At 63.1% G+C, this 23,286-nt stretch carries 21 protein-coding genes; 17 read left to right on the top strand and 4 right to left on the bottom strand.

Annotated elements, in window-relative coordinates:
* The first annotated feature begins 2 nt into the window (after positions 1 to 2).
* A complete protein-coding gene (locus tag FR943_RS06150) occupies positions 3 to 1,139 on the top strand; it encodes an epoxide hydrolase family protein (RefSeq protein ID WP_218045359.1) in 1,137 nt (378 codons plus the stop codon).
* A gap of 28 nt (positions 1,140 to 1,167) precedes the next feature.
* Here FR943_RS06150 and FR943_RS06155 read toward each other — a convergent pair whose 3' ends face one another.
* Entirely contained in the window at positions 1,168 to 1,773 is a 606-nt protein-coding gene (locus FR943_RS06155; protein ID WP_217155473.1) for a TetR/AcrR family transcriptional regulator, read from the bottom strand.
* A 166-nt stretch (positions 1,774 to 1,939) separates the two neighbouring features.
* Here FR943_RS06155 and FR943_RS06160 point away from each other — a divergent pair, with 166 nt between their 5' ends.
* The 8 genes from FR943_RS06160 (at position 1,940) to FR943_RS06195 (ending at position 11,287) form a co-directional block, all read left to right on the top strand.
* Positions 1,940 to 3,169 carry a cytochrome P450 gene (locus FR943_RS06160; RefSeq protein WP_217155474.1) on the top strand — a complete coding sequence of 410 codons (1,230 nt, stop codon included), beginning with the start codon at positions 1,940 to 1,942 and terminating at the stop codon, positions 3,167 to 3,169.
* Complete coding sequence (locus FR943_RS06165; RefSeq protein WP_217155475.1) at positions 3,170 to 3,862, top strand: hypothetical protein; 693 nt, start codon at positions 3,170 to 3,172, stop codon at positions 3,860 to 3,862. It begins immediately after the preceding gene.
* A 28-nt stretch (positions 3,863 to 3,890) separates the two neighbouring features.
* Complete coding sequence (locus tag FR943_RS06170) at positions 3,891 to 4,829, top strand: SDR family NAD(P)-dependent oxidoreductase (RefSeq protein ID WP_217155476.1); 939 nt, start codon at positions 3,891 to 3,893, stop codon at positions 4,827 to 4,829.
* A gap of 97 nt (positions 4,830 to 4,926) precedes the next feature.
* Entirely contained in the window at positions 4,927 to 6,036 is a 1,110-nt protein-coding gene (locus FR943_RS06175) for an LLM class flavin-dependent oxidoreductase (RefSeq protein WP_217155477.1), read from the top strand.
* A gap of 64 nt (positions 6,037 to 6,100) precedes the next feature.
* Positions 6,101 to 6,556 carry a MaoC family dehydratase gene (locus FR943_RS06180; RefSeq protein WP_217155478.1) on the top strand — a complete coding sequence of 152 codons (456 nt, stop codon included), beginning with the start codon at positions 6,101 to 6,103 and terminating at the stop codon, positions 6,554 to 6,556.
* A gap of 44 nt (positions 6,557 to 6,600) precedes the next feature.
* Complete coding sequence (locus FR943_RS06185) at positions 6,601 to 8,274, top strand: acetoacetate--CoA ligase (protein ID WP_218045361.1); 1,674 nt, start codon at positions 6,601 to 6,603, stop codon at positions 8,272 to 8,274.
* A gap of 95 nt (positions 8,275 to 8,369) precedes the next feature.
* Complete coding sequence (locus tag FR943_RS06190) at positions 8,370 to 9,584, top strand: cytochrome P450 (protein ID WP_217155479.1); 1,215 nt, start codon at positions 8,370 to 8,372, stop codon at positions 9,582 to 9,584.
* Between the two features lie 5 nt (positions 9,585 to 9,589).
* Positions 9,590 to 11,287, top strand: coding sequence for a class I adenylate-forming enzyme family protein (locus tag FR943_RS06195; RefSeq protein ID WP_217155480.1), 1,698 nt, complete (start codon positions 9,590 to 9,592; stop codon positions 11,285 to 11,287).
* Between the two features lie 96 nt (positions 11,288 to 11,383).
* Here the strand turns inward: FR943_RS06195 and FR943_RS06200 are convergent, their stop codons facing one another.
* Positions 11,384 to 13,321: a flavin-containing monooxygenase gene (locus FR943_RS06200; RefSeq protein WP_217155481.1), complete on the bottom strand. Its 1,938-nt coding sequence runs from the start codon at positions 13,319 to 13,321 to the stop codon at positions 11,384 to 11,386.
* A 58-nt stretch (positions 13,322 to 13,379) separates the two neighbouring features.
* Here FR943_RS06200 and FR943_RS06205 point away from each other — a divergent pair, with 58 nt between their 5' ends.
* The 5 genes from FR943_RS06205 to FR943_RS06225 all read left to right on the top strand — a co-directional run bounded on the left by FR943_RS06205 (position 13,380) and on the right by FR943_RS06225 (position 18,430).
* Positions 13,380 to 14,021 (top strand): TetR/AcrR family transcriptional regulator, encoded by a 642-nt coding sequence (locus FR943_RS06205; protein WP_217155482.1) that lies wholly within the window; start codon positions 13,380 to 13,382, stop codon positions 14,019 to 14,021.
* Between the two features lie 197 nt (positions 14,022 to 14,218).
* A complete protein-coding gene (locus tag FR943_RS06210) occupies positions 14,219 to 14,833 on the top strand; it encodes a hypothetical protein (protein WP_217155483.1) in 615 nt (204 codons plus the stop codon).
* The gene (locus FR943_RS06215; RefSeq protein ID WP_217155484.1) at positions 14,830 to 16,533 is read left to right on the top strand and encodes a medium-chain acyl-CoA ligase Mig; all 1,704 of its coding nucleotides are present in this window, start codon (positions 14,830 to 14,832) and stop codon (positions 16,531 to 16,533) included. Before FR943_RS06210 ends, FR943_RS06215 begins: the two co-directional genes overlap by 4 nt.
* Entirely contained in the window at positions 16,533 to 17,741 is a 1,209-nt protein-coding gene (locus FR943_RS06220) for a cytochrome P450 (protein ID WP_217155485.1), read from the top strand. The genes FR943_RS06215 and FR943_RS06220 overlap by 1 nt, the downstream gene beginning before the upstream one ends.
* 71 nt (positions 17,742 to 17,812) lie before the next feature.
* Positions 17,813 to 18,430 (top strand): TetR/AcrR family transcriptional regulator, encoded by a 618-nt coding sequence (locus FR943_RS06225; protein WP_217155486.1) that lies wholly within the window; start codon positions 17,813 to 17,815, stop codon positions 18,428 to 18,430.
* A 13-nt stretch (positions 18,431 to 18,443) separates the two neighbouring features.
* Here FR943_RS06225 and FR943_RS06230 read toward each other — a convergent pair whose 3' ends face one another.
* Complete coding sequence (locus FR943_RS06230; RefSeq protein ID WP_217155487.1) at positions 18,444 to 19,580, bottom strand: phosphotransferase; 1,137 nt, start codon at positions 19,578 to 19,580, stop codon at positions 18,444 to 18,446.
* Positions 19,581 to 19,582: 2 nt separating this feature from the next.
* Complete coding sequence (locus FR943_RS06235) at positions 19,583 to 20,101, bottom strand: hypothetical protein (protein ID WP_217155488.1); 519 nt, start codon at positions 20,099 to 20,101, stop codon at positions 19,583 to 19,585.
* A gap of 223 nt (positions 20,102 to 20,324) precedes the next feature.
* Between FR943_RS06235 and FR943_RS06240 the strand changes: the two genes are divergently transcribed.
* From FR943_RS06240 to FR943_RS06250, 3 genes are read left to right on the top strand one after another with little or no spacing between them, the layout of a single operon-like run.
* Positions 20,325 to 21,542, top strand: coding sequence for a cytochrome P450 (locus tag FR943_RS06240; RefSeq protein WP_217155489.1), 1,218 nt, complete (start codon positions 20,325 to 20,327; stop codon positions 21,540 to 21,542).
* A 37-nt stretch (positions 21,543 to 21,579) separates the two neighbouring features.
* Entirely contained in the window at positions 21,580 to 22,419 is an 840-nt protein-coding gene (locus tag FR943_RS06245; RefSeq protein ID WP_217155490.1) for an SDR family oxidoreductase, read from the top strand.
* Positions 22,420 to 22,430: 11 nt separating this feature from the next.
* On the top strand, positions 22,431 to 23,285 hold the full coding sequence (locus FR943_RS06250; RefSeq protein ID WP_217155491.1) for a mycofactocin-coupled SDR family oxidoreductase: 855 nt from the start codon (positions 22,431 to 22,433) through the stop codon (positions 23,283 to 23,285).
* Position 23,286 lies beyond the last annotated feature (1 nt).

The raw sequence follows: 23,286 nt of genomic DNA on the forward strand, positions 1-23,286 counted from the left end.
ATTTGAGCAGCATCGCCCCGTTTCACCTCGCGGTGCCAGACGCCGACCTGGCCGATCTGCGCCACCGCATCCGCGCCACCCGATGGCCGGAAAAAGAAACCGTCGACGACTGGTCCCAGGGCATGCCACTGCAGGCCGTCCGCGACCTCTGCTGCTATTGGGCCGATGAATACGACTGGCGGACAACCGAAAAGCGGCTCAACGAGATCGGACAGTTCCGTACCGAGATCGACGGCCTCGGAATCCACTTTGTGCATGTCCGGTCGCCACATCGCGACGCGCTGCCACTGATCATCAGTCACGGCTGGCCGGGCTCAATCGTCGAATTCCTCAAGGTGATCGGGCCGTTGACGGATCCGCCTGCCTACGGAGGTCGGGCCGCCGACGCGTTCCACGTGGTATGCCCGTCGCTACCGGGCTACGGGTTCAGTGACAAACCCACGACCACCGGCTGGGGTATCGAGCGGATCGCCGATGCGTGGGGGGTGCTGATGGCGCGGCTGGGCTATGACCGCTATGGGGCACAGGGCGGAGACTGGGGATCTGCCGTCACCAACTGCATCGGCCAACGTGACGCCGAACATGTCGTCGGGATCCATCTCAACCTGGTGCCCCCCGGCCCCGGTGCGGCGAAGACGGCGGATCTGACCGGTGACGAACGGGCGATGCTGTCCACCGTCGGTGAGCACATGAAGTCCGGGACCGGATACTCAACGCAACAATCCACCTGTCCGCAGACGCTCGGCTACGGCCTGGTCGATTCGCCGAGCGCGCAATGCGCCTGGATTGCCGAGAAGTTCTGGTCCTGGGTCGACCATGGCGGTGATCTGTTCACCGTTCTCACCCGGGACGAGCTGCTGGACAACGTAATGCTGTACTGGCTGCCGGCCACCGGTGCGTCATCGGCCCGGCTCTACTGGGAAAGTTTCGGAAAGGGCAACACAGATCCGGTTACGGTGCCGGTCGGCTGCTCGCAGTTCCCGAAAGAGGTATACCGCTCGTCGCGACGTTGGGCCCAAGAGCGTTATCCCGACCTGCGCTGGTGGAACGAACTCGACACGGGTGGACACTTCCCGGCATTCGAGCAACCCGAAACATTCGTCGACGAGGTTCGTTCGTTCTTCCGTCTGCTGCGTTGAGACTCGCCGCCGGGTCTGGGACGGCTGTCTACATGTCTGACTGCATCTGTCGCAGACCCGCGATGAAGTTTTCGACCATGATGCGGTAGGCGCGGTCCGGGTCCACCTGCATTGCGCCCTGTAGTTCCATGGCCAGGAATCCGGACATGTTCGCGGTCAACAGGGTATTGGCGATGGCGGCGCTCTCTCCGGTGATGCCGTACCAGCGGAATACGGCATTGGCGGTGTCGGTGGCCACGGAGATCGCGGCGGCGATGTCGTGGCCTTTGAGCCCGGGGATGGTCACCGGCAGGGCATAGCGGCGCGGGTACTTGTGCGCGTATGTCCGGTATGCGGTCGCAATGGCGCGCACGGCGTCATCCCCCGACAGTCCCAGCACGGCGTCGCGGATGGATTCTCCCATGTCGCGTACCACCAGCATCCAGAGCTCGCGCCTGAGGTCGTCGAGGTTTTTGACATGGTTGTACAGTGACGGGCCCTTGATGCCGACGCGCTCGGCCAGGGCCACCATGTTGAGCCGGTCCCAGCCCTCCTCGTCGAGCATGTCTCGCGCGGCGACGAGCACGTCGTCGCGTCGCGCGGACGTGCTGCCGGGCCGGCGGGTGCGGTTGGGCGCCGAAGAGGTCTTGGGCATGGCAACTATGGAACCACAAAGAACCTCTCGGTGAATTACTAGAGACTCTTGTATCAGAACTATTCGCCGAAGTACGGTCGTCTGGATTTGGTTTTGTCAGGCCTGACGCGGCGCCCCAGGTGTGGTGTCGGCATGGTTCGCGCTCGTCGTGGAAGGAAACAGGGGCATGACGGCAGCAGTGAACACCGACGAGGTGTTCATCCAGTTGACCCAGACCACCGAGGGACGGGGCAATCCGTATCCGCTCTACCGGCAATTGCACGAGCACGCGCCGACGATTTTCCAGATTGCCGGTACCAAGTACTACGGGGTGCGCGGCTACGCCGAGTGCAGCGAGGTACTGCGGGACGGCCGACTGGGTGTAGGGGAGCGGGCAGTCGGACAGGACGCCGACGGAGAAGGGGACAAGTACGGCACCTTCATCACCGATCCGGCCGCATTGATCAATCTCGATCCGCCGCTGCACACCCGGTTGCGCCGGCTGGTGACCAAGGCGTTCACCAAGCGTCAGGTCGACCGGATGCTTCCCAACACGACATCCATCGCCGACGGTCTGCTGGACAAGTTCGAGTCCGGCGATGTCATCGATGTCATTGCGGATCTGTCCACACCGCTGCCGGTGGCGGTCGTGGGCCGGATGCTGAACGTTCCCGAAAGCGACTGGATGTTGTTCGCCCCGTTGATGGTTGACGCTGTCGCCGGCGCATCACCATGGGCCACGATCGACCAGCTCAAAGCGGCCTATGCGGCATCGGAACAGATGAAGGCGTACTTCATCGAGTTTGTCGCAGACCGCAAGGCCCACCCGATCGAGGACGATCTGCTCACTGCCATCCTGCGGGCCGAGGAGAATGGCGAACGGCTGGCCGAGGATGAGGTCAACCTGCTGGTGCTGACACTGTTCGTCGCGGCATTCTCCACCACCGCACACTTGATCGGCAACGGTCTGTATGCACTGTTGAGCAATCCCGACCAGCTGCGGATCCTGCTTGATGATCGGTCCGTGATTCCCAGTGCCGTCGAGGAATTCCTGCGGTATGACCCGCCGGTGCAAGTGGCCGCGCGCTCGGCCCACGAAGATCTGGAGATTGCCGGCACCGAGTTGCCGGCCGGAGCGCAGCTGACCGTGCTGTTGGCTGCAGGCAATCGCGACCCGGAGCGTTTCACCGACCCGGACCGGCTCGACGTCCGTCGTAGTCAGGGGCCACCGTTGTCGTTCGGCGGCGGCATCCACCATTGTCTGGGCGCATCGCTGGCCCGCCAAGAAGGTCAGGTGTTTTTCGACCGACTCCTGTCACGGTTCCCGAACCTGTCTCTGGAGGCTGCGCCTGCGCGTCGCGACGAGATCTTCGCGTTTCGCGAATTGCGGAACCTGCCAGTGCGTTTGGCGAGCTGAATGCTGTTCATCCACGAGGTGCATTCGCTGATCGGCGAGAAAGAGGCGGAGTTCGAGGCCACCTTTCGTGACGAGTGGCTGCCGGTGCTCGGCAGGTCGTCCGAGGCCAGGCTGGCATGGTACCTGCGACACCCACCGGTGGTGGGCGAAGCGTTCACCGTGGTCACCGTCATCGCGGTCCGCGACGCCGCGGCGTGGGACCAGCTCGGCGAACGCATCCAGCACGGCGACCTCAAAGCACTCGCGGTCAAGACCGATGGCCTGCGGCGAGGTGTGAGAGCGAAAATTCTGGCGCCACTGGATAACTGGGTTCAGGACTTCGAATTTGACGCCATTCCGATCACCCCCGGTGAGCATGATCCCGGACTGTGGATCGAGGACACGCTTTGGCCGTTTGAAGGCAGGCTCGATGAATACATCGCCGCCGCGGGGAGGTTTGCGCGCGCGCTGAAGAAGCCCGCTCAGCAGGGCAAGAGCTACCTGGAACCCATGCTCGGCCTGCGTACCGCATTCGGATCCGGCATCGAACGGGAAGTGGTGGCCCTGTCCCGAATCGTCGACCCACAAGCGTGGCTGCATGACGCGATCAACGGTCTGCCGGCCGGATACGACTTGGGCTGGAACGAACTGGAACTGCGGGAGCGGTGGCGGACATATCTGTTCAACACACCAACATGGGCACCTATCTGGTGACCCGATTATCACGACGGAGGCGATGAGAATGGGACTGTTGGCGGGCCGGGTGGCGATCTTGACCGGAGGTGCTGGCAGCCTGGGGTCGGCAATGTCGCGGCTGCTGGCGGCCGAGGGGGCGAGCGTCGTGGTCAACGACGTGAACATTGCCCGGGCGCAAAAGATTGTCGACAAGATTGTCGCCGCCGGCGGCAACGCAGTGGCCGACGATTCCGACGTGTCGACAATGGCCGGCGGTTCTGCGGTCGTTCAGCGCGCCCTGGACCAGTTCGGCACCGTCGATGTACTGGTACTGCTGGCCGGTCAGGTAGCGATCAAGTCCATCACCAAACTGACCGAGGAGGACTGGGACCGGGTCATCGGTATCCACATGAAAGGACACTTCTCGGTCCTGAAGGCCGCGCTGCCGACGATGATCGACAAGAAATACGGAAGAGTGATCGCGGTGTCCTCAGTGGACGGGACCATTGGCGATGCCTACATGTCCCCGTACTGCGCGGCCAAGGCCGGCATCCTCGGCTTCGCCCGGGCTGCGGCGATCGAACTCGACGAGCACGGCATCACGGTCAACACGATCTGTCCATCGGGCATCCCCGGGGACCTGGGACCGATCGCCACCAAACTGGCCGGGCCGCCGGCGGGCAACGCACCGCTGGTCGCGTACCTGGCCAGCGAGGAATCCGGCTGGCTCAACGGGCATGTCTTCGATGTGTCGGGATCGGGCCGAATCGGCCTGTACCCGCCGTATGTGCCGTCGCGGTTGGTATCGAAGGAAGGCGGCTACACCGTCGAGGAACTCCGCAATGTCGTACCGGCGCTGTTCGAGCCGACCTACACCATCGAGCCGAGGCAACGTCCTCGGCTGTTGCCCAAGGAAGGCGAATCGGAAGATCGTCTGCCGAAAGGTTTCTCGGCGATTTTCGCGGAAGTCACCGCAGGTGCGGGCGTCGTTCCGCAAACCGACTGAGCGGCTCAGGGCCTTTGAGGCTAGAGACTCTAGTCTTTACACTAGATAGTGTAGTAGTATTGGTCCGACCGGATGGGTTTCGGGAAGGGATGAGTCAATGAGATTCGGCATTTGCCTGCAGGCACTGAATTCCGCCGACTGGGAGCGTGTCATCGCCGAGGACTGGACTCGGCCACCGGTGGTGCCCGACCATGTGCTGTGGGAGGAGAACATCCATCTGGGGCTGCTGGCCGAACCGTTGGGTTTCGATTCGATGTGGACGACCGAGCATCACTTCGGACCGCATTGCATGGAGCCCAATCCTCTTGAACTGCTTGCCTATTTCGCCGGGGCCACCAAAACCATCGACTTTGGCACCATGGTGATTGTGCTGCCCTGGCATCACCCATTACAGGTGGCCGAGGAGATCGCTCTGTTCGATATCCTGCTGCAGGGCCGCAAGTTGTCGGTCGGTGTGGGGCGAGGCCTGGGACAGTCCGAGTTCGCCGGTTTCGGCATCGACATGGCCGAGTCGCGGGGCCGGTTCGTCGAGAGCATCGAGATCCTCAAACTCGCCCTGACCAAGGAACGGTTCTCCTACGACGGCGAGTTCTACCAGATCCCCGAGACCTCAACCCGGCCACGGCCGCGCTCAACTGATCTGATCGACAACATGCTGGGCGTATTCACCAGTCCACAATCGTTGACCACCGTTGCCCAGGCCGGACTCAACCCGATGTTCGTCGCCGCCCAGAGCGCCGATGTGATCCGCAGCCAGGTGGCTGAATTCAATGATCTGCGTAGCGGGCTGGGCCTGCCTGCAGCCAAACCGATTGTGCACCAGTGGGTGTACTGCACCGAGACCGAAGAAGATGCCCGCAAGATGGGCAAGCGGTACATCACGCAACTCGGGGTGGAGACCAACCATCACTACAACCTCGGCGACGCTGCGCACTGGGACGGCATCAAGGGGTATGAATATCAGCTCGACCAGGCCAAGAACGGTCTGGTCGGCAACATGGACCTGCATCTGGTCGGCACCCCCGAGCAATGCATCGAGCGCGTGCAGAGGCTGCGAGAAATCACCAATTGCAGCGAGATCGTGGGCCTGTTCCATTTCGGTGGCATGCCGATCGAGACCGCCGAGAAGAGCATGCGGTTGTTCGCCGACGAAGTGATGCCGGCGGTCCGCGCAATGGACGCCGACGCCGCGGCGGCCACACTGTGATGTAACCGTCTCCCGCTCGTGCCGTCGGACACGAGATGCTCGTCAATGTTAGAAGGACATGAACGTGCGCGTTTTCGATTCGATCAATGACCTTGTCGCTGTCAAGGGGCAAGCCCTGGGCACCAGTGAGTGGGTGCAGATAACCCAGGACGCAGTGAACTTGTTCGCCGACGCGACCGGTGATCATCAATGGATTCACGTCGATCCGCAGCGGGCGGCCCAGGGCCCATTCGGTGCCACGATCGCGCACGGGTACATGACCTTGTCGTTGCTTCCGCGGCTGATGGCGCAGATGTACACCGTCAACGGGATCAAACTGGCCATCAACTACGGACTGAACAAGGTCCGCTTTCCGGCCCCTGTGCCAGTCGGATCGAACGTACGCGCCACCAGCACCTTGGTGGGGGTCGACGAGCTCGGCGACGACACCGTTCAGCTGACGGTGTCGACCACAGTTGAGATCGAAGGCTCGGCCAAACCTGCCTGTGTTGCCGAGAGTGTGCTGCGCTACATCGGCTGACGATCGGTGTTCGATCCAACCTGCCAGGAAGCTGAATCGTCGCCATGATTGAGTGTGACAACGCTGCCGATATCGTCTGGCGGCCGAAGCCGTCCGACATCGCGGCAGCCAACGTCACGGATTTCATGGCGTGGCTGTCCCGGCACCGTGGGATCACTGTCAAGACGTGGGATGAGCTGTGGGCCTGGTCGGTTCGCGATCTGGCGGCGTTCTGGAGTGCACTATGGTCCTACTATCGGGTGATTGCCGAGCGTGGGCCTGACCAGATCGTCAGCCCGGACCCGATGCCGGGCGCACGCTGGTTCGACGGAGCCCGCCTGAACTACGCGGAGAACATCCTGGCGAGGGCCCCGCGCGATCGTGCTGCTTTGATCGAGGTTGCCGAGGATCAGCCACCGAGGCGTTGGTCCACCGAACAGATCACCGGCATGGTGGGTGCCTTGTCCCACGAGCTCACAAAGCGAGGTGTCCGTCCTGGTGATCGGGTGGCCGGATATCTGCCCAACGTTCCCGAGGCGGTGATCGCACTGTTGGCCACCGCCGCGATAGGTGCGGTGTGGTCCTCATGTGGGCCGGAATTCGGCACCAGCAGCGTGATCGACCGGTTCGGCCAGATCGAGCCGTCTGTGCTGCTGGTCGTGGATGGCTATCGCTACGGCGGCAACATCCACGATCGCCGCGACGCGATCGCCGAAATTCGGGCACAGTTGCCGTCGGTGCACACCACTATCATGGTGCGCAAGCTACAACCAGAGGCTCCACTACCATTGGGCACGTTGGCCTTTGAGGAGCTGGTTGCCACACCACGGCCACCGGTGTTCACCGCGGTGTTGGCCGGTCACCCACTGTGGGTGTTGTTCACCTCCGGATCCACCGGCCGGCCCAAAGGCATCGTGCACAGCCATGGCGGGATCGTCTTGGAGCACCTCAAATCGCTGGGTCTGTGTCTCGACGTCGGGCCCGCGGACACGATGTTCTTCGCCAGCTCGACCAGTTGGATGGCCTGGAACTACGGTATCGGAGCATTGCTACACGGCGCGTCGGTGGTGCTTTCCTGTGCCGACCCGGCACGTCCTCGGTCCGACGGACTCTTCGCCGTCGCGGCTCAGACCGGTACCACGGTGCTGGGTCTGGGGTCGGCCTATATCACCTCGTTGGCCAAGCAGAACATGGTGTTACGCGATCGACTCGACCTGAGTGCGCTGCGTCTGGTGATGCCAACCGGGTCGCCCCTGCCGCCGGCGGGGTGGCGGTGGCTGGCACGTGAACTCGATGCCCGCGTTGACTCCATCTGCGGCGGCACCGAAGTGTGTACGGTGTTCTTTTGTGGCAACCCGCTCACGGCGGTACACGCAGGGCGGATATCGGGTTGTTCTCTGGGTGTTGAGGTACAGGCGTGGGATCACGCGGGCCGGCCGCAGTGCGAGCAGTTGGGTGAGATGATCGTCACCACTGCGATGCCGTCGATGCCGCTCTTCTTGTGGGGCGATGTCGACCATAAACGTTACCGTGAAACGTATTTCGAGACGTACCCCGGCGTCTGGTGTCAGGGCGACTGGGTCATCATCGAGCGTGATGGTTCAGTTGCCGTCGCCGGCCGATCCGACGCCACGCTCAACCGCGGCGGGGTGCGTCTGGGCTCGGCCGAAGTCTATGCCGTGGTCGATCGATCACCCCGAGGCGCTGCACTGGTTCGCCGAATGGGCCGCTACCCGTGACGGCGCCAAAACGGTTGCAAGCAAGTTTGATTGAGCAGAACATCTGACCGAGCAAAACATTGAGATCCGACCGCCACCGCTACCTTGGAGAGCAAGTGACAACGTCAACGCTGATGTTCGACCCGTTTTCGGACGACTTCTTCAATGGCCCCTACGCAACCTACGCGCGGATGCGCGACGAATCTCCGGTCTATTACAGCCCTGATTACGATTTCTATGCGCTGACCCGCCACGCTGACGTGGCCGCAGCATTCAAAGACCACGAGACCTTCTCCTCGGCAAGGGGAGTGGACTTGTCGATGGTTCGCGCGATGATCGCGGCAGGCGAGAACCCCAGCCCGCAGATGATCATCTACATGGACCCGCCCGACCATCGGCAAATGCGGAGCCTGGTCAACAAGGTCTTTACGCCCAGGGCCATTCAAAGTCTGACCCACATGGTCACCGAACAGATCGAGCTTCATCTTCCGGAAGACACCGATCATTTCGATGCGGTCCAGGATTTCTCGGCTCTGTTCCCCGTGGAAGTGATCACGCGGATGATGGGTGTCGACGTGTCCCAGGCACAGCAGGTTCGACATTGGATCGACCGATCGCTGCACCGCGCGCCCGGCCAGATCGACATGGACGAGGACGGTATCCAGGCCGGTATCGAGATCGGGATGTGGTGCTACGACCTCGTCCAACAGCGCCGTGACAGCCCGAAGGATGACATGATCAGCAGACTGATCGCCGCCGAGATCCTGGGCGACGACGGCCTGCCGCGCCGGCTCGACGACATCGAGATCACCGGCTTCGCCGCGCTTCTCGGTGGTGCCGGCGCGGAGACCGTCACCAAACTGATCGGCAGCGCCGTGGTGCTTTTCGCCAAGAACCCAGAACAGTGGCAGAAGCTGCTCGATGATCGCAGCAAGGTGCCGTTGGCCGTCGAGGAGTTACTGCGATATGAGGCTCCGGCTCAGTACAACGTCCGCTGCTCGACTCGCGACGTGACCCTGCACGGTGTGACGATCCCAGCCGAGAAGCCGGTATTCCTGGTGGGCGGTTCGGCCAATCGGGACCCTCGTGCCTGGACCGACCCTGACAGGTTCGACATCGACCGCGACCACACCGAGGCCCAAAATCTGGGATTCGGCTACGGTATTCACAGCTGCCTGGGGGCTGCGTTGGCTCGTATGGAAAGCGCTGTTGCGCTGAACCGATTGCTCGACATCATGCCGCGGTACGAAATCGACTGGGATCACTGCCGCCGGGTCAGCATGCAGAACGTCGCTGGGTGGCACAACGTTCCGGTGCGGGTTTTGCGGTAGCGCGTATGACCGCCGAACCGTCACCGTCGACCCCATCCTGGACCACGAACTATCCGGCCGGGGTTCCTTCGCAGTTGCCGGTCGAGTTCGCGACGATGCTGCAGGCGTGGGAACGTCAGGTGCAGACACGGCCGGGTGCGCCCTCGGTCCATTACTTCGATGTGACGCTGAGCATCGCCGAGATTGACAGGGCCGCTTCACTGTTGGCTGTTCGGCTGCAGGACGACGGACTGCAACCGGGTGATCGGATGGCAATCTATCTGCAGAACGACCCGCAGTGGTTGGTGGCTCTGCTGGCAGGTTGGAAGTGCGGGGCCGTGCCCGTGGCGGTGAACCCGATGCTGCGCGCCGAAGAGCTGCGGCACGTCCTGGTTGATTCCGGTGCGCGCGCCCTCGTTTGCCTGGACAGCCTGTACTCGTCGGTTCGGGAAGTCGCCGGAGGGACCGAGCTGTGCAATATCATCACGACGCATCCGCTCGACATGACCCCAGACGCCGCGGTTCCCGACGCGTTGGCTGCCCGTATGTCATCTCGGCAGATCTTCGATGCCGCATCGGATTGGCGCGCTATCACCGCTGGCAGTTCGAAAGATGTGGTGCGACAGGGGAGATTTCCTGCGACGGCTGAGATCGGAGCGCTGGTCTACACGTCGGGGACCACTGGCCCGCAGAAGGGCGCGATGAACACCCACCGCGCGATGGTGCACAGTTCCGCCGTGTACTGCCGCTGGTGGGATATTCGGGCGGAGCGCGACGTGATTGTCGGGGTGGCCCCGCTGTTTCACATCACCGGTCTTATCGCCGTTCTCGGCGTACACATCCTCGGCGGCGCGCCAATTGTGCTGATGCATCGGTTCGATGCCGATTACACGCTGCGTGCGGTCCAGCGATGGCAGGGCACGTTCATGATCGGTGCGAGCACGGCGTTCATCGCGCTGATCAACCAGCCGGATTTGGCCCAGATCGATGTGTCGTCGTTGACCAAGGCCGTATCGGGTGGCGCGCCCGTCAGTCCGGCGCTGATTGATCGAGTGCATGCCGCTACCGGCTGGACGTTGCGTGGTGCGTACGGCCTGACCGAGACGACGTCGCCGACCCACCTGGGGCCGGTCGCCGTCGATCCACCCACTGACCCGGAATCCGGCGCGACTGCGGTAGGTATCCCCGTCCCCGGCGCCCGGGTGCGCATCGTCGATCCTGCTACCGGAGTGGACCTACCGCCTGGCGGTACCGGAGAAATCGTGGTGTCGGGTCCAATGGTGGTGCCGGGTTACTGGCGACGCCCCGAAGAGTCGGCGCGGGCGATCGTCGACGGATGGCTGCATACCGGCGACATCGGCAAGATGATCGACGGCGGCTGGCTGTTCGTCATCGACCGGCTCAAAGACGTCATCAATGCCGGCGGATACAAAGTCTTTCCGCGTGACGTCGAGGATGTGCTGTATCGGCACCCTGCCGTATTGGAGGCCGCGGTCGTCGGAGTGCCCGACGACTATCGCGGCGAAACTGTCAAGGCGTTCGTGTCGTTGATCCAGGGCGCGACCGCCAGCCCGCAGGAAATCATCGGCTTCTGCCGCGATCGCATGGCGGCCTACAAATACCCTCGGTCGGTGGTGATCGTCGATGAACTGCCCAAGAACACCGCCGGGAAGATTCTCCGACGCGAGCTGCGCAGGTCGGTGGGCCGACCGTCTGTCGGGTGATCGGCGCCGGTTGCAGACCAGGCGACCGCGCAGGGCGTCGAGGAAAGTGGTGGAGTCCGTCACCGTTGCAATGGGTTTGGCGGACAGAGGTGCACGTCAGGAGTTGTGCAGGAGATGATCTTCGGCGTGGACGGTGTTGGTCATGTTCCAGTAGTCCACGATGCGCCAGGGCGACAGGACGTAGACGTTGCCGTCGGCGGACTTGTACCAGGAGTGTTCGATCGAGGGATGACCCCACATCAATGTCGACAGTTCATCCTGCTGCCTGGTGCGATAGTGCTGGTGGGCAACGGTTGTCGGTTCGATCGCGGTGTGACCGCCGTCGATCACGGTGCGCAGGGCCTCGCCGATGTAGCGCATCTGCAACTCCGACATCAAGATCACGCTGCCGGCGTGGGCCAGCCCGGTGCCGGGTCCGTTCATCATGAAGAAGTTGGGGAAACCCGGCACCGAAACGCCGTTGTAGGCGGTGGGTTTGCCGTCCCACACGGCGGACAGCGACACCCCGTCGCGGCCGATGATCTCCATCGGCCAGAGCACTTCACTGGCCCGAAAACCGGTCGCCAGGATGATCACGTCGACCTCGTGACGACCGGTGTCGGTGCACACGGCGGTGGCGGTGATATCGGTGATACCGTCGCGCACCAATTCGACATGTGGCCGGGTCAGGCAGCGTAACCAGCTGCCGTTGTCCTGCAACATGCGTTTTGCCATCGGCGGATAGTTCGGGGTGACCTGGTCGATCAGGTCCGGCCGATCGGCCAGCTGGCTGGCGATCCAGGCGGTGAACAGCTCGCGGCGGGCAGCGCTGGCCGCATTGGCGGTGCGCGGAAAATCGGGCCAGGCGGGGTCGGCGCGCACCAGCTCCAACAGCCGGTCGCTCGACTGCCACATGAGCATGAACCGATACCACCTCGCGTATCCCGGCAAGTGTTGCATCGCCCAGCGTTCACCGGGGGCCACCGGGTCGTGGTAGCGCGGGTTGGGGGCCATCCACTGCGGGGTGCGCTGGAACACCACCAGCTCGGCGACGTCGTCGACGATGGCCGGGCCGATCTGGAATCCGCTGGCGCCGGCGCCGATCAGCGCCACCCGCTTACCGGAGAGATCCACGCTGTGGTCCCACTGCGCCGAGTGGAACACCGGCCCGCTGAACCGGTCCATCCCCGGCAACTCGGGGATGTGCGGCCGGTTCAGGATGCCGACACCACTGATTATCGCGTTGGCCCAGCGGGTCGTCTCGGAGCCGTCGGGCCCGCGCAACGTGACTGCCCATCGGCCGGTGTGCTGATCCCACTGCGCGCGAAGCACTTCGTGGCGCCACAGTACGTGCCGGGCGAGGTCGTGCTCGGCCATCACCTCGCGGAAGTAGTCGCGGAGCTCCGGTTGGCGGGTGTAGTACTCGCTGAACTCACCGTTGGACTCGAATGAATAGGAGTAGTAGTGGCTGGCGACGTCGACCCGGCAACCCGGGTAGGTGTTTTCCAGCCATGTGCCGCCGGCATCGTCGTTCTTGTCGACGATCTGGAATGCGATCCCGGCCTCCTGCAGGCGGATACCGGCCAACAATCCCGACTCACCGCATCCGATGATCAGAACCGAAAAGTCCGCCGCGGTACGGGGCGGACGAGCCAACCTGATCGAGCGTGGGTTGGCGCCGGCGAGGTCCATTTCCTCGGCATAGAGAGCGGCGTAGTCATCGGGCACCGGCTCGCAGGCGATCCAGTCCATGATCTCGCGCATCACGGCATCGTCGAGCGGTACGGGGGTCGGGCACCCGGCATCGCGCCAGGCGCAGATCTGTTTGTGCGCGTCCCGACGCAACTGATCCTGTTCGTCGACGGTCAGCTTGCCCTGGAACTCGTTGAGCACGAACTGGTTCGGTCGGATCGGTCCTCGCAACAACGACGTATCACCGGTGATGGTGACCGTCGCGGCGACCAGGGCGGACACCGATGTCTGCGCCAGTGCCTCGGCGATTGCCGCGTCGTCCTCGGTGATCGCTGTCGTGTCCAGATGGCGGGGCCGCGTCATGTTGACCGTCCTTTGGAAATCGGATGCTCTGACATTATCAAGTGTCTATCTGGCACTCATGAGTGTCAAGATGGCCTACGTGGGTATCCTGCTCGATGTGTCCGCCACTCACGGTTCGCTGGCCGATGTCAAACGTCGGGCAGCGATCGATCACATCCTGGCCGCCGCCCGCCGTCTGGTCCTCACTTCCGGCCTCGACGTCACCATGGACGAGGTGGCCGAGGCCAGCGGCGCCAGCCGGCGCACCTTGTTCCGCCATTTCGCCACCCGGGACAAGCTGCTGGCGGCGGCCTTCGAAGCGGGCATTCTCGATTACCGTGCCCAGCTGCCCACGCTGACCGGTGACCCGCAGGATTGGTTGCGACGCACCTGCCGGGCGGCGCATGAGATGAATGCGACGATCGGGCGCGGATTTTTCGAACTGAGCTCACGGCGAGACCTGTCACCCGAGCTCGCTGCGGTGGAAGTCAATCGGCTCGGTGAATTTCGGGCGGCCATGACCGACATCGCGCAGGTTCTGTGGACATCCACCGGCCACGCCGGCCAGGTGCCGGCAGAGTTGCATGCCACGGTGTGCGCGCACCTGAGTCCCTACTTCACCGCTGCGTTGCTGATCGACGCTGGACAAACCTGGTCGGCGGCAGCCGATCTGGCTTACGGTGCGATTTCCTCCACTCTGCAGACTTTCGGTGCCGATTGACGGCCTGGTTCGCCTGCCCCGGCCGACGGCGGCACCGGGAACTTTACAAAATCAGTGAAAACTGTCACGCTTGGCTACGGGTTTGACGGTGACTACAAAACCGTCGATTTGTCCGATATCAAGGGACACGTGCTGCCATGGTGTGACAGCAGCGCGGCCGAAATGAGGGTTCGTGGTGTTAGAGAAGGCGACCGGTCATGACCGCTCAAGCGTTGGCTGAGGAGTTGGCCCCCCGCGGTGGGAGCCCGTCCGTCGAGTTATCTGGCGATGAGGTGTTCCGGCATCGCCTCCATGTCATCGCATCGTCGGCGGTCGATGTGGTGGCCGCCGCGGGCGGTTGGTTGGCAGACCGAGCGTTGACGGGATGGGATGTTTTCGTCTACCTGCCGGACGGCGAAGAGTCCTTGCCGTTGCGTGTGCTCGGGGTGACCCCGTGTTCCCAGGGAGATCTGTCCACTCTGGCGGCGTCGGTACGTCGGGAACATCGGCGAAAGCGTCGCTACGCCCCGACTGCGCTGGCAGTCGATGCCGCGATGATCGACGCCGACCCCGCGGTGCGCAGGTGCATCGACAGCGCAATGGCTGACGTCTCCACAGAGGTCGTGATGTGGGGAGCGGTACCTGCCGCAGGCGTCGGAGCACATCTCGTGCAGACATCGTGCCGGGCCAGTAGCGCAGGGCTCGCCTTCAAGTCCCATGCCCTGAAAGCCGCTCTCGCGACTGATGTGCCGTGCGGCGACGAAATTCTCCACACCAGGGCGTCGCAACCAACCTGGGTTGGCTGCTTTCCCCGCCGCGAGGCACAACGATGACCCGCGGCCCATCTTCCGGGGAAGTGTCGTTCACCGTGAGCGCGGTGGCACAAGCTGTTGCCGCAGCCGTCCCGGACCGTGAGTTCATCGTCCAGGGCACGCGTCGCTTTACCTACGCCGACATCTTGTCACGGTCTCAACGGCTCGCCCGATTTCTGCGATCGTGCGGTCTCGGTTGTACGACCGAACGCCCCGATCTGGCCAATCATCAAGTCGGACAAGATCTTCTGGGTATCTATGCCTACAACGGCAACGAGTACGTCGAGGCGTTACTGGGCTCTTTCCACTCCCGGGTGGCGCCATTCAACGTCAACTATCGGTACGTCAAGGAAGAGCTGCGCCATCTGCTGGCTGATTCCGGCGCGACCGCATTGGTCTACCACGCGGCCTTTGCACCTCAGCTTGCCGAAATCCTTCCTGAGCTACCGCATCTGCGGGTTTTGATCCAGATCGCAGACGACTCGAATGCAGCGCTACTCGACGGCGCTGTGGACTACGAATCGATTGTCGGTGCCGGTCCCGGCGGTCCTCTCGATGTTCAGCCGTCACCCGACGATCTGTACGTCCTCTACACCGGCGGCACCACCGGTAGCCCCAAAGGCGTGCTGTGGCGCCAGCATGACATCTTCATCTCCGGTTTCGGTGGCAGGAACTTCATGACCGGAGAAGTGGCGCAGAGTCACCAGCAGATCGCCGAGCAGGCGTCGGCACAGCCAGGGACGAAACTGCTGGTACTTCCGCCGCTGATGCACGGGGCGGCGCAGTGGACGGCGATGACCGCGATGACGACTGGCCAGACATTGGTCTTTCCGACGTCCGTACAGCGCTTGGAAGCCAACGAGGTCGTTGAGCTGATCGAGAGCGAGGGGGTGCTCTCGATCAGTGCGGTCGGCGACGCGATGGCGCGTCCGTTCCTGGAAGCCGCCGAACGCGGCAACGCCGACTTGTCCAGCCTCGCGGTTTGGGCCAACGGGGGAGCTGCGCTGACCCCGTCGATCAAGCAGCGGTTGATCGAGACCAAACCGGGCCTACTCGTGGTGGATGGCGTGGGCTCGTCCGAGACCGGTCAGCAGATGCGCCAATTGTCCACCGGCGATCGCGCTGGCGGCAATGTCTTCCAGCCCGGCCCGGACACGTGTGTCGCGGCCGAGGACCTCGGCTCGGTTCTGAGTCCGGGCCATGAGGGGATCGGATGGCTGGCACAACGCGGATACGTGCCGTTGGGATACAAGGGTGACGCGGCGAAGACCGCTGCCACCTTCCCGGTGATCCACGGAGTCCGATACTCGATCCCAGGCGATCGCGCGCGTCATCGGGCCGACGGCTCGATCGAACTCCTCGGCCGTGACTCGGTGACGATCAATTCGGGCGGGGAGAAGATCTTCGTCGAAGAGGTCGAGGCGGCCATCGCCTCCCACCCCGCCGTGGCCGATGTGGTGGTCGCCGGCCGACCCAGCGCCAGGTGGGGCCAAGAGGTGGTCGCGGTCGTCGCGCTCGCCGACGGGGCTGTGATCCCGGAGCAGGACTTGGTGACGCACGCGGCGCAGTCGATCGCGCGCTACAAGCTGCCGAAGGCAATTGTCTTCCGGGACAGCATCGAACGTAGTCCTTCGGGCAAGCCCGACTATCGGTGGGCACGGGATCAGGTGCTCAGTGTGGCGGCTCACGAAGAGCCCCTGTTCAGTGAAAAGGGTGCGTAATGACTCGCGCAACAATCGATTTCGATCCATTTTCCGAGCAGCACTTCAACGATCCGTACGGGACTTACCGGCGGCTCCGCGATGAGGCGCCGGTCTACTACAGCGAAAAGTACAACTTCTACGCACTGAGTCGGCACGCCGACGTCGCGGCGGCCTTCAAGGATTTCGAGACATACTCGTCCGCGTACGGGGTGACTCTCGAGGAGATCCAGTCGGGCCAGCACTCCCACAACAAGTCGATCATCTGGATGGATCCGCCCGAGCACCGTCGGATGCGCAGCCTGGTGAACAAGGTGTTCACCCCGCGGGCCATCCAGGCGCAGGAGGAGGTTATCCGGGACAGGATCACCCACTACCTGTCCAAGGCCGACCCGGCGAATTTCGACGTGGTAGCCGATTTCTCGGCGCTGTTCCCGGTCGAGGTGATCACCATCATGCTGGGAGTCCCGGAAGCGGACCGTCAGAACGTCCGACTGTGGTTGGAGACCTCACTGGAACGCCCGCCGGGCCGGATGACCCAGAGCCGCGCCGGCAACGAGGCCATGATGAAGACCGGAGCGCTGTACTACAACATCATCCAGGAGCGACGCGTTGAGCCTCAGGACGACATGATCAGTCGCCTGTGTGCGGTTGAGGTCGAGCGCGAGGACGGCACCAGGACCAGTCTGGACGACGTCGAGATCGCCGGATTCTGCACTTTGCTCGGCGGTGCCGGCGCGGAGACGGTGGCCAAGCTGCTAGGCATCGCGACCGTGGTGTTTTCCAAGCATCGCGACCAGTGGGAACAGTTGCGTGCAGACCGCAGCAAGATCCCGGCCGCCGTCGAGGAACTGCTCCGCTACGAGGGGCCGGTGCAGTACGACTGTCGCTACGTCACCAAAGACGTTGAGCTGCACGGTACGACGATTCCGCAGGGTGCCGCGATCATGTTGCTGGGCGCGGCGGCCAACCGCGACGAACGGGCGTTTACCGACGCTGAGATCTTCGACATCAACCGGGATCGGGCGCAGGCCCAGAACCTGGCGTTCGGCTACGGTATCCACAGCTGTCTGGGCGCCGCGTTGGCCCGACTGGAAAGCGTGATCGCCCTCGACTACTTGCTGGACTTCATGCCCGACTATGAGGTCGATGTCGCGAACGTGAAGCGCACGACGTTGACCAGTGTCAACGGTTATGCGCGAGTTCCGGTCCGGGTGCGCCAGGGCTGAGGTGATCCCGCGTTCGGTCCCGCCGGGGCCGATGTCTGGGCCAGCGCCCACCGCATGGCAACATCGGGCACATGACGCCGTCGCACACTCGCCATTGGACGGATGACCGCGACTCGGCGGATGACGAGGAAGCGCGCAGCCGCCTTCTGGATGCGGCCGAGCGGTGCATCGTCGATCGTGGTGATACCCAGATCCGAATGACTGCGGTCGCCAGCGACGCGGGAGTCGCCCGATCGACGCTGTACCGCTACTACGCCAGTCGTGATGACCTGCTGTTGGGTCTGGTGCTGCGCAGAATCGACAACGCGTTCAACCGATGGGTGCATTCCTTGCGTCGTCCCCGGGACGCCGCCAGGAGTATTCGGGAGCTCGTGCTCAAGCCGGTCGCTGCGGTCAGCGACGACGATCCGCTCAACCACGCGCTATATGCCAATGAGACCAGTGTTCTTGTCCCGGTGCTGGAGGCCGGTACCCAGTCGGTCGTCGACGTGATGGCTGAGCATGTCTCGCCGTTGTTCAAACAGTGGAAAGCCGACGGCCAGATCTACGCAGATCTCGATCTGCGCGAAACCATGCAGTGGATGTCGGCGACGACATCGTTCCTGCTGACGACCGACTGGCGGCATCGTCCGGTGGCTGCCAAGCGGCGATTCGTCGATCGTTATCTGATCCGTGCGCTGGTGCCGTGACTGCCGGCGGGGCTCAGGACATCGAACTCTTCAGTGCGGCAATGGTTTCAAGGTCGTCAAGGGCGGCAACACCCCTGCGCAATCCTTCGATCGCGATGTCGTCGGTCTGCATGCCGCCCATGCCGGCTGTGATCAGTGGGGCGACGTACCCGTAGAGGGCGCCTTGCCTGAACCGCAGCCACAGCTCTTCGGCGTCCAGTTCTGGACCGCCGGCAGTCGCCAAAGACCAGCGGTAATGATCGAGCAGGTCGCGTTGACCTGCACGTCGATCCTCCGGGGTCATGCTGGTGATCAAGGTGTAGGCAAGTTCGCGAGAAGGATGCCCGCGGCGCACCGCCTGCCAGTCCAGCAGGCCCGCGGCGCCGTCCCGGAAGTAGACATTGCCGGGATGTGCGTCGCCGTGCATCACGGTGTGCGGCGGACGGTCTATTACTTCCGCCACTGCACGGTAGTTCTCAGCGATGAACCGGCCGTTCTCCACCGGCAACTGGTCGGCGAGTCGCTTGATCGAAGTCGTCATGAGCGAGCCGGTCAGCAGCGAGGTAGCGTCACCTGAGGCGGTATACAGCCAACTGAGCGGACCTCGCCGACGGCGAGCGGGGAGCTTTTCCCAGAACGCGGCGTGTAACCGTGCCAACTGCTCGACGACCAAGCCGGCCTGGGCGGTGCTCAAGGGATGCAGTGTGTCGGGGAATTCGCAGCCATGTACGGCCAGATCCTCCAGCACGATGATGTACCGCCCGGACCAAGGCTCGAACGCGGCTCCGTAGCATCGGGGTACCCCGGAAAGAGCCGACGAGATCTGGTTGTAGAACTGCACCTCGGTGTGCCCCAAGCGGCCCAGCTCGCCGATCAGCCGGGTGGCCGCCGTCTGCGCGGGCATCTTCACGAACACCGACCGAGGGACTCCGTCGCCGGCCAGCTCGAGGCGAGCTCGCGATGATGTGCCTGCGTCTCCGCCCAGCACCGAGACTGCGGTGACGGGTGTTCCGAGAATCTTGGACAGGGTCGCGGGATCGAGGTCCGCCGCCTGTCGGGGTAGGCCGGCGAGACTTCCGACCACCGTGTCGGTGACCACCCGCTGGGCGCCGTGGGACAGGTGACCGACTAGCTTCGTGAGCGAGACTGCCTTATTCGCAAGTTTTTTCATGGTCACGCCAGCCGGATGCGCAGCTGATCCAATGAGGGCAGGATGTCCGCGTCGAGGGTGTCTGTTTGTTTGCTTCCGGCGAGGAATACGGTTTCCGAGCACATCTTGTCGCCGGTGAATCGGATGCCGAACGCCATCGGTGTCACAGTCAGCGCGGACGCGGCAATGACACACAGCTGGCCGGTACCGGCGACTGTGCCCGGACCGGTGGCGAGTGTGTCGAACTCGGTCCATACCAGGATTCCGGCGGCCGCTTGAGTGCGGACACCGTCCACCACTGCGCCTGCGGCCAGCGATAACGTCGCATCGTCGTTGTGCATCGTCACGGTGAAGTCCGGGGTCAGGGTGGCTGCGACAGTGTCGGCATCGCCGACCAGTTCTGCTTTCAGCCGGGTGTGCAGCACCCGCAGCTCCGGAGTCTGGGGCATCCCGCTGACAACGGTGAATGCCTGGATGATGCGGTCATCGATCGCTGCCGGGGGTATGGGCAAGATGGGCCTATCGTCTGGGGCATCGGACATTGTATAGATAGTGTCCTACACGCACCTGGTTCGGCAAGGGCTCTGTCGATGCTTGGGCAAATACGTGAAAACAGTTGGTAAATAGCGGATATAGATCAACCTGGCGATACTGACGATGGCCTTGCCGGGGTATCTTCCGCCGGCGGCCGCGCGAATACGTGCTTTACAATCTGATTCAAAAGTGTCACTCTGTGACGAGGATCGCAGTGGGAAGGTGGATGCGATGAGTGTGGACGCCCACGCGTTGGTTCGGCCGGACATCGATCTGGCTGACGGGCAGTTCTATGCGGGTGATTCGCATACTGCGTACGCATGGATGCGCGCCCACGAGCCGGTGTTCCGGGACCGCAACGGGTTGGTGGGTATCGCCGGCTATCGCGCATTGATCGAAGCGGAACGCCGGCCCGAGCTGTTTTCCAGCGCGGGTGGTATTCGGCCGGACTATGTGCCGCCGGTGCCGATGATGATCGACATGGACGATCCTGGCCATCTGCGGCGTCGCAAGTTGGTCAATGCGGGGTTCTCGCGAAAGCGGGTCCAGAATTTGGCTGCCTCGATCGAGAACCTGTGCGACACCCTCATCGACGCGGTGTGTGAACGGGGCGAGTGTGATTTTGTCTGGGACATCGCCGCGCCGCTGCCGATGGCAGTCATCGGCGATCTGCTCGGGGTGCGACCGCAGGACCGTGCGATGTTCTTGAAGTGGTCAGATGACCTGGTGACCAGCCTGAGTTCCAAGATGTCCGAGGTTGATCTAGAGGTCACCTTGAATGCGTACCTGGCGTTCACGCAGTTCACTCAGGGTCTTATCGAGGCGCGTCGGGCGGAACCGACCGAGGATCTGATCAGCGTGATGACACATGCGGTGATCGATGGTGAACAACTCACCGATGAGGAGATTATCCAGGACGCGCTGCTGATCCTGGTAGGTGGTGATGAGACCACAAGGCACACGCTCACGGGTGGCACCGCGCAACTGTTGAGAACTCCGGAACAATTCGCGGCGCTGCGGACAGACACTGAGCGGTTGATGGGTACCGCGGTCGAGGAGATGCTGCGGTGGACCTCACCGGTGAAAAACATGTGTCGTCAGCTCACGTCGGACACTGATTTCTACGGTACCTCGCTGCGCGAAGGCGAGAAGGTCATGCTGCTGTTCGAATCTGCCAACTTCGATGAAGACGAGTTCGTCGATCCGCTGCGATTCGATATCGAGCGGAATCCGAACAGTCATCTTGCGTTCGGTTTCGGCACGCACTTCTGCATGGGTAATCAGCTTGCGCGGCTGGAGATCTCGATAATGATGCGCAAGATCTTGCAGCGGTTGCCCGACCTGCGGCTGGCGACCGATGAATCGTTGCCGTTGCGCGCGGCCAACTTCGTCAGCGGCTTGGAGAAGATGCCGGTGACATTCACGCCAACAGCGCCGGTCGGCAACTGAGCGCGTTTCGAAAAATTACGAAAGTGCAGGAATATCAGTGGAATTGACTGTTACCGATCGGACGTATCTGGTCACCGGCGGGGGCAGTGGCATCGGGCAGGGGGTGGCCGCGACGCTTGCCGCCGCTGGTGCCAACGTTGTCTTGGTCGGACGCAACGTGGACAAGCTGGCCAAGGCCGCATCGGAGGTGGCGGCTGGTGCACCGGGCGGTGATGCGGCGGTACGCGTTCACGCGGCTGATGTCACGGATGAGGACCAGGTGGTCGCCGCTGTCGCGGCCGCGGCAGCTTGGACCGGGCGTCTCGATGGTGTGGTGCATTGCGCCGGGGGTACCGAGACGATCGGCCCGCTGACCCAGATCGACTCGCAGGCCTGGCGCAACACCGTCGACTTGAACGTCAACGGAACGATGTACTTGATCAAGCATGCCGGGCGGGAGATGGTCCACGGCGGTGGCGGAGCGTTCGTCGGCATTTCGTCGATCGCGGCGTCAAACACCCATCGCTGGTTCGGTGCCTACGGCGTCAGCAAGACCGCCCTCGACCATCTGCTGCAACTTGCTGCCGATGAACTCGGCCCGTCCTGGGTACGGGTCAACGGCATCCGGCCGGGACTGACTCGGACCGAAATGGTGGCGCCGGTACTCGAGTTGGAACCGCTGGCGCAGGATTACCGCATAAACACCCCGTTGCCTCGTGTCGGCGAGGTTGACGACATCGCGAATCTGGCGCTGTTTCTCGTCAGCGACGCCGCCGGATGGATCACCGGTCAACTGATCAACGTCGACGGCGGGCAAATGCTACGCCGTGGTCCCGACTATTCCTCGATGGTCGGACCGATGTTCGGAGAAGACGCCCTGCGCGGCGTAGTGAGCTAAGGAGACATCACATGAATCGGTTGTCGGGCAAGGTAGCGCTGATCACCGGAGCGGCACGAGGTCAGGGCCGCAGCCATGCGGTGCACTTGGCGGACGAAGGTGCGGACATCATCGCACTGGACATCTGCGACGACATCGCGTCGAACGAGTACCCGCTGGCGCGGCCGGCTGATCTCGAAGAAACCAAGGACCTGATCGAGAAGTCCGGGCGGCGCGCGATCATCGCTCAGGTGGATGTGCGGGACCGGGCCGCCTTACAGTCGACTCTTGGTGAGGCGGTGTCGGAGCTGGGCGGGCTGGACGTGGTGGTGGCCAACGCGGCCATCTGCCCGCTGGGCAATCACGTTCCCGCCCAAGGCTTCATCGACGCGTTCGACGTGGACTTCGTCGGCGTGGTCAACACCGTGCACGTGGGGTTGGCTCATCTGAAGGCGGGCGGGTCGGTGATTGTCACCGGGTCGATCGCGGGTCTGCTGCCGGCCACCGGCCTCAACGGTGGCAACCTGCAAGGCCCTGGCGGAGCCGGCTATGGGCTGGCCAAGAAGATGGTCAAGGAGTACACCAAGGCGCTTGCGTTGACCCTTGGGCCGCAGAGCATCCGGGTCAACGCGGTACACCCGACCAATGTCGATACCGACATGTTGCACAACGAGCCGATGTACAAGACATTCCGGCCCGACCTTGAGCAGCCGACTCGAGCCGACGCCGAGCTGTCGTTCCCGTTCCTGCAGGCCATGCCGGTTCCGTATGTCGATCCGGCCGACATCTCGCATGCGGTCGTCTACCTGGCGTCAGATGAATCCCGTTATGTCACAGGACAACAGCTGTTCGTCGATGCCGGCGCCGGCCTGAAGATGGGTCTGTAGC

It is taken from the genome of [Mycobacterium] fortunisiensis, from assembly GCF_019050325.1.
Classification (GTDB): domain Bacteria; phylum Actinomycetota; class Actinomycetes; order Mycobacteriales; family Mycobacteriaceae; genus Mycobacterium; species Mycobacterium fortunisiensis.

Excerpts from the sequence above, each read along its gene's own strand:
- FR943_RS06225 (WP_217155486.1), top strand. The coding sequence starts at position 17,813 with ATGACGCCGTCGCACACTCGCCATTGGACGGATGACCGCGACTCGGCG.
- FR943_RS06155 (WP_217155473.1), bottom strand. The coding sequence starts at position 1,773 with ATGCCCAAGACCTCTTCGGCGCCCAACCGCACCCGCCGGCCCGGCAGC.
- FR943_RS06175 (WP_217155477.1), top strand. The coding sequence starts at position 4,927 with ATGAGATTCGGCATTTGCCTGCAGGCACTGAATTCCGCCGACTGGGAG.
- FR943_RS06220 (WP_217155485.1), top strand. The coding sequence starts at position 16,533 with ATGACTCGCGCAACAATCGATTTCGATCCATTTTCCGAGCAGCACTTC.
- FR943_RS06240 (WP_217155489.1), top strand. The coding sequence starts at position 20,325 with ATGAGTGTGGACGCCCACGCGTTGGTTCGGCCGGACATCGATCTGGCT.
- FR943_RS06210 (WP_217155483.1), top strand. The coding sequence starts at position 14,219 with ATGACCGCTCAAGCGTTGGCTGAGGAGTTGGCCCCCCGCGGTGGGAGC.
- FR943_RS06185 (WP_218045361.1), top strand. The coding sequence starts at position 6,601 with ATGATTGAGTGTGACAACGCTGCCGATATCGTCTGGCGGCCGAAGCCG.
- FR943_RS06170 (WP_217155476.1), top strand. The coding sequence starts at position 3,891 with ATGGGACTGTTGGCGGGCCGGGTGGCGATCTTGACCGGAGGTGCTGGC.
- FR943_RS06230 (WP_217155487.1), bottom strand. The coding sequence starts at position 19,580 with ATGAAAAAACTTGCGAATAAGGCAGTCTCGCTCACGAAGCTAGTCGGT.
- FR943_RS06160 (WP_217155474.1), top strand. The coding sequence starts at position 1,940 with ATGACGGCAGCAGTGAACACCGACGAGGTGTTCATCCAGTTGACCCAG.
- FR943_RS06165 (WP_217155475.1), top strand. The coding sequence starts at position 3,170 with ATGCTGTTCATCCACGAGGTGCATTCGCTGATCGGCGAGAAAGAGGCG.
- FR943_RS06195 (WP_217155480.1), top strand. The coding sequence starts at position 9,590 with ATGACCGCCGAACCGTCACCGTCGACCCCATCCTGGACCACGAACTAT.
- FR943_RS06205 (WP_217155482.1), top strand. The coding sequence starts at position 13,380 with ATGAGTGTCAAGATGGCCTACGTGGGTATCCTGCTCGATGTGTCCGCC.
- FR943_RS06235 (WP_217155488.1), bottom strand. The coding sequence starts at position 20,101 with ATGTCCGATGCCCCAGACGATAGGCCCATCTTGCCCATACCCCCGGCA.
- FR943_RS06200 (WP_217155481.1), bottom strand. The coding sequence starts at position 13,321 with ATGACGCGGCCCCGCCATCTGGACACGACAGCGATCACCGAGGACGAC.
- FR943_RS06215 (WP_217155484.1), top strand. The coding sequence starts at position 14,830 with ATGACCCGCGGCCCATCTTCCGGGGAAGTGTCGTTCACCGTGAGCGCG.
- FR943_RS06250 (WP_217155491.1), top strand. The coding sequence starts at position 22,431 with ATGAATCGGTTGTCGGGCAAGGTAGCGCTGATCACCGGAGCGGCACGA.